Source organism: Actinosynnema sp. NPDC059335 (assembly GCF_042752395.1).
GTDB lineage: Bacteria > Actinomycetota > Actinomycetes > Mycobacteriales > Pseudonocardiaceae > Actinosynnema.
In genome coordinates this window covers 24,157-30,179 of the sequence record NZ_JBHYXZ010000108.1, presented here as the reverse complement: position 1 = coordinate 30,179, position 6,023 = coordinate 24,157, and the positions used below count along the sequence as shown (strand labels likewise).

Genomic DNA, 6,023 nt, shown 5'->3' with positions numbered 1-6,023 from the left:
TTGTGTTACTGTGTTCTAGGGGGTGGTCACCGGGGCGGGGGGTGGCCGGCCGCGGCCGTCCACCCCCGTCAGGTCAGGCGCCGGCGGCCAGGGCCGGTTGACGGGTCGGCGGGTAGTAGCCGGTCTCGGCGAAGAACCGCAGGTACGTGTCGACCAGGTCGCCGGTGACCGGTGGGCACGTGATGCCCGTGCCGGCCAGCGCCCGCTCCGTCTTCGACACGTCCACCGCCGGGTAGAAGCCCGCGTTGTCCGTGATCATCAGCTCGAACGCGTCCAGCAGCGGGATCAGGGCGTTGTCCCGGTCGGCCAGCACGGCGGCTCGCCACTGCTCCCACGGGCGCTCCTCCAGCCGGTACCCGTGCGCCCGCAGCCGCGCCACGATCTCGCGCCAGCTCACCCGGCCCGGGTTGTAGAGGTGGAACGTGCCGCCGGTCTCCCGGGACAGCGCCACGACCGCGGCGGCGGCGTAGTCGACCGGCACCATCGGGACCGTGCCGTCCAGGCCCGCGGGCACCGCGCCCGCCTGCACCAGGCCCTTGGTGGCCAGCCAGACGAAGTCCCTGGTCTGGCACGCGCCGTTGACCTGGTCGCCGGACACCAGGTCCACCCGGTAGACCCGCACCGGCAGGCCGCGGTCGGCGGCCTGGGCGACCAGGTGCTCGGCCACCCACTTGCTGCGCAGGTAACCGCTGGGCAGCGCCTCCGGCGGGCCGGTCGGGTCGTCCACGGTCAGCGGCACGCCCGGTTCCCGCGCGCCGGCGAACACACCCGTGGTGGACAGGTGGTGCACCGGCACGGTCCGGTGCCGGGCGGCCAGGCGCAGCACCTCCTGGGTGCCGTGCACGTTCGGCGCGCGCAGCTCGGTGTAGGGCCGCAGCCAGTTGACCGTCGCGCCCGCGTGGTAGACGGCGTCCACCTCGCGCGCGAGCCGGTCGTAGGTCTCCTCGGCCAGGCCGAGCCGGGGCTGGGACAGGTCGCCGGGCACGATGCGCAGCCTCGCCGGGTCGACCTCGTCCCACAGCCGGTACCAGCGCAGGTTCGCCTCGACCTTGCCCATCCCCTCGGTCTCGTCGGCGGCCCGCACCAGGCAGTGCACGGTCGCGTCGGACGCCCGCAGCAGCTCGCGCAGCAGGAACGCGCCCACGAACCCGGTCGCGCCGGTCAGCAGCACGTGCCGCGGGTCCTCGACGGTCCGCACGACCTCCGCCGCCGGCCGGACGTCCTCGGCCAGCACCTCGTCGTAGTCCACGTCCGCGGTGCCGGCCGCGCCCGCCAGGAACGCGGCCAGCGCACCGGGCGTCGGGTGGTCGAACACGACGGTCGCGGGCAGGGCCAGCCCGGTGGCGGCGGCGACCCGGTTGCGCAGCTCGACCGACAGCAGCGAGTCGAAACCGAGGTCCGGGAACGGCTTGTCCTCCACCTCGCCGGACAGGCCCAGCACGGCCGCGACCTCGCGCCGCACCACCTCCGCCACGACCTCCCGCCGCTCGTCCTCGGACAGCTCGGCGAGGTTCGGCGCGGGCGCGCCGGTGCGCGCGACCGGCCGGACCGGCGGCAGCAGGGTCCGCAGCAGCGGCGGGGCCTGCTCCGGCTTGGCCCGCAGGGCGGCCAGGTCCAGCGGCGCGCCGACCAGCGCGGGCGTGCCGGAGGCCACGGCCGCGTCGAGCATCGCCAGGCCCTGCGCGGTCTCGACCGGGCGGAAGCCGGCGCGCGCGATCCGGGCCCGGTCCAGCTCGGTCAGGCCGCTGGTGATGCCGCTGGCCTCGGCCCACAGGCCCCAGGCGACCGACGTGGCGGGCAGGCCCAGCGCGGCCCGGTGGGCGGCCAGGCCGTCGAGGTAGGCGTTGGCGGCGGCGTAGTTGCCCTGGCCCGCGCCGCCGATGACCCCGGCGATGGACGAGAACAGCACGAACGCGTCCAGCTCGTGGTCCCGGGTCAGCTCGTGCAGGTGCCGGGCGGCGTCGGCCTTGGGCCGCAGCACGGCGGCGAGCCGTTCCGGGGTCAGGTCGTCGATCAGCGCGTCGTCGATCACGCCCGCCGTGTGCACGACGCCGGTCAGCCGGGTGTCGCCGATGGCGGCGCGCAGTTGGTCGCGGTCGGCCGCGTCGCACGCGACGATCCGCGCCGTCGCGCCCAGCGCCGCCAGCTCGTCGCGCAGTTCCGCCGCGCCGGTCGAGTCGGGGCCGCGACGGCTGGTGAGCAGCAGGTCGCGCACCCCCTGGCGGGCCAGGTGCCGGGCCACCATCGCGCCCAGCGTGCCCGTGCCGCCGGTGATCAGGACCGTGCCGTCGGTGCGCCAGGCGGCTCGCCCGATCGGCGCGCGCCGCAGGTGCGGCACGTGCACGACGCCGCGGCGCACCACGGCCTGCGGCACGCCCGCCGCGACCACGGCCGGGATAGCGGCCTCCGACGCCGGGTCGCCGTCCACGTCCACCAGCGTGACGCGGCCCGGCTGCTCGGACTGGGCCGACCGGGCCAGGCCCCACAGCGCCGCGCCGTCCACGTCGGTGACGTCGCGCACCGCGCACGAGGTGACCGCGACGAACGGCTCGTCACCCCGCAGGTCGGCCAGCGCGGACGCGGTCCGCGCGTGCAGGTCGGCGCCGGGAGCCCAGCGCACCACGCGCGGCGTCACGTCCGCCGGCGGCAGCTCGACCGGCTCCCACACCACCTGGAGCAACGCGTCCTGCGGCCGCAGCAGGGCGTCCGCCACGGCGTCGGCGGCGGTGGGGCGCAGCTCCACCGAGCCGATCGTGGCCACCGGTCCCCCGCTCGGGTCGACCAGCGCGATCCGGTCGCCGGTCACCCGCGCCCGCACATCCGCCGCGCCCACGGCGTGCAGCTCCACGTCGCGCCACCGCACCGCGTCGCCCTCGCCGACCAGGCGCAGCGCCGCGTCGAGCAGCGACGGGTGCAGGCGGAACCCGTCCGGGGCCACGGGGTCGAGCGCGGTCCACTCGCCCGCGTCGTCCCGGACGAGCGGCAGGGCCGGGGCGAGGGTGCCGGCGGCGTTCAGCGTCCAGTCGCCGTCCAGTCGCGAGTGGACGGTCAACTGACCGTTCGCGACCCGCACCTGGAGCAGCACGCCACCGCGGTCCGGCACGGCGATCGGGGCGACCACGTCCAGCGCGGCCAGGCGCGGCAACCCCACCTCGTCGCCGGCGCGGATCGCCAGCTCCACCAGCGCCGACGACGGCAGCACGGCCGACCCGTGCACCCGGTGCCGCGCCAGCCACGGGTGGCTGCGCACGGACACCTTGCCGGTAAACACGACCTCGTCGGCCCCCGCCACCGGCACCGCCGCGCCGAGCAGCGGGTGGTCCGCCTCGGCCACGCCCAGCTCGGCGACGTCGGCGGCCTCCGGCCGGTCGACCCAGTACCGCTGCCGCTGGAACGGGTAGGTCGGCAGCTCCACGTGCCGCGCGCCGGTGCCGGCGAAGAACGCGCGCCAGTCCACCGCCACGCCGAGCCCGTGCAGCTCGCCCAGCGCCGCCACCAGCCCGGTCCGCAGCGGCGCGACGGCCGGGACGTCCGTGGTCTCGCGGACCATCGGCGTCAGCGCGGCGTCCGGCCCGACCTCCACGAACGCGGTCACGCCGCGCTCGGCCAGCGACCGCGCGCAGTCCGCGAACCGCACCGCCTCGCGGACGTGCCGCACCCAGTAGTCCGGCGACGACAACGCCTCGGCGTCCACGAGCGCGCCGGTCACGTTGGACACGATCGGCAGCGACGGCGCGTGGTAGGTGATCCTCGCGGCGACCTCGCGGAACGGGGCCAGCGCGGGCTCCATCCGGTGCGAGTGGAACGCGTGGCTCACCGTGAGCCGCTTGGTCCGGCGACCCCGCGCCCGCAGCTCGGCCTCGACGGCCAGCACCGCGTCCTCGTCGCCGGACACCACCACCGACGCCGGACCGTTCACCGCCGCCAGCCCCGCGCCGGGCGTCAGCAGCGGCTCGACCTCCGCCACCGGCGCGGCGACGGCGACCATGGCGCCGCCCTCGGGCAGCTCGTCGATGAGCCGGGCCCGCGCCGCGACGAGCGCGCACGCGTCCTCCAGCGAGAACACGCCGGCGACGTGCGCGGCGGTCAGCTCGCCCAGCGAGTGGCCCGCGACGAAGTCCGGCCGCACGCCCCACGACTCCAGCAGCCGGAACAACGCCACCTCGAACGCGAACAGCGCGGGCTGGGTGTACCGGGTCCGGTGCAGCAGGTCGGAGTCGCCGAACACCACGTCCTTCAGCGGCGTCGGCAGGTGCGGGTCGAGCAGCGCGCACGCCGCGTCGAACGCCTCCCGGAACACCGGGAAGCGCTCGTGCAGGTCACGTCCCATGCCGGCGCGCTGCGCTCCCTGGCCGGCGAACAGGAACGCCACCCGGCCGCGCTGCGGCGCGGGCGCACCGCCGTCGAACGCCCCCAGCGCGGCCAGCAGCCCGTCCCGGTCCCGTGCGACGACCGCGCCCCGGTGCTCCAGGGCGGTGCGGCCGGTGGCGAGGGTGTGGGCCACGTCGACCAGCGGCACCTCGGGCCGGGCGGCGACGAAGTCGCGCAGCCGCGCGGCCTGCGCACGCAACGCCTCGGCGGACCGCGCCGAGAGCAGGAACGGCAGCTCGCCGTGGTGCGCCCGGTCCCGCGGCGCGGGCTCCTCGACCACGTGCTCCAGCACCACGTGGGCGTTGGTGCCGCTGACGCCGAACGAGGACACCGCCGCCCGCCGGGGCCGGTCGGACTCCGGCCACGGCCGGGCCTCGCGCAGCAGCTCCACCGCGCCCGACGACCAGTCGACCACGGGCGTGGGCTCGTCCACGTGCAGGGTGCGCGGCGCGACGCCGTGCCGCATGGCCTGCACCATCTTGATCACGCCGCCCACGCCGGCCGCGGCCACGCTGTGCCCGATGTTGGACTTGAGCGAGCCGAGCAGCAGCGGCGTCGACCGGCCCTGGCCGTAGGTGGCCAGCAACGCCTGCGCCTCGATCGGGTCGCCGAGCCGCGTGCCGGTGCCGTGCGCCTCCACCACGTCCACGTCCGCGGTGGACAGCCGGGCGTCCTCCAGGGCCGCGCGGATCACGCGTTCCTGCGAGGGGCCGTTCGGCGCGGTCAGCCCGTTGGACGCGCCGTCCTGGTTCACCGCCGAGCCGCGGACCACGGCCAGCACGGGGTGGCCGTTGCGGCGGGCGTCGGAGAGCTTCTCCAGCAGCAGCAGGCCGACGCCCTCCGACCAGCCGGTGCCGTCCGCCGCCGCCGCGAACGACTTGCAGCGGCCGTCCGCCGCGAGCCCGCGCTGGCGGGAGAAGTCGACGTACCCGGTGGGCGAGCCGTACACCGTGCAGCCGCCCGCCACCGCCAACGTCGACTCGCCGGTGCGCAGCGACCGCACCGCCAGGTGCAGCGCGACCAGCGACGACGAGCACGCGGTGTCCACCGTGACGGCCGGGCCCTCGAAGCCGAACGCGTAGGCGATCCGCCCGGACGCCACGCTGCCCAGCTTGCCGGTCATGAGGTAGCCCTCCAGCTCCTCCGGCCCGGCCAGGCCCAGGTAGCTCTGCTCCCCCACGCCCGCGAACACGCCGGTGCGGCTGCCGCGCAACGCCGCCGTGTCGATCCCGGCGCGTTCGAACAGCTCCCACGCGGTCTCCAGCAGCACGCGCTGCTGCGGGTCCATGCCCAACGCCTCGCGCGGCGAGATGCCGAAGAACGCGGCGTCGAACTCGGTGGCGTGGTCGACGAAACCGCCCTCGCGGGTGTAGGTCCGGCCGGGCACGCCCGGTTCGGGGTCGTAGAGCCGGTCCACGTCCCAGCCGCGGTCCTCGGGCCACGGCGTGATGCCGTCCCGGCCCTCCGCGACGAGCCGCCACAGGTCGTCCGGCGAGGCGACCCCGCCGGGGTAGCGGCACGCCATCGCGACGATCGCGACCGGCTCGGGCGTCTCCAGCTCGGCGATCCGCTGCCGGGCCTGCTGGAGGTCCGCCGTCACCCACTTCAGGTACTCGACCAGCCGCTCCTCGTTGGACACAGCAACCTTCTCC

At 76.5% G+C, this 6,023-nt stretch carries 1 pseudogene; it reads right to left on the bottom strand.

Annotation, left to right across the window (positions count from 1 at the left end):
• Positions 1–73: 73 nt before the first annotated feature.
• Positions 74–6,004: pseudogene (locus ACFXGA_RS28090) on the bottom strand (thioester reductase domain-containing protein); the annotation flags it as partial.
• Positions 6,005–6,023 lie beyond the last annotated feature (19 nt).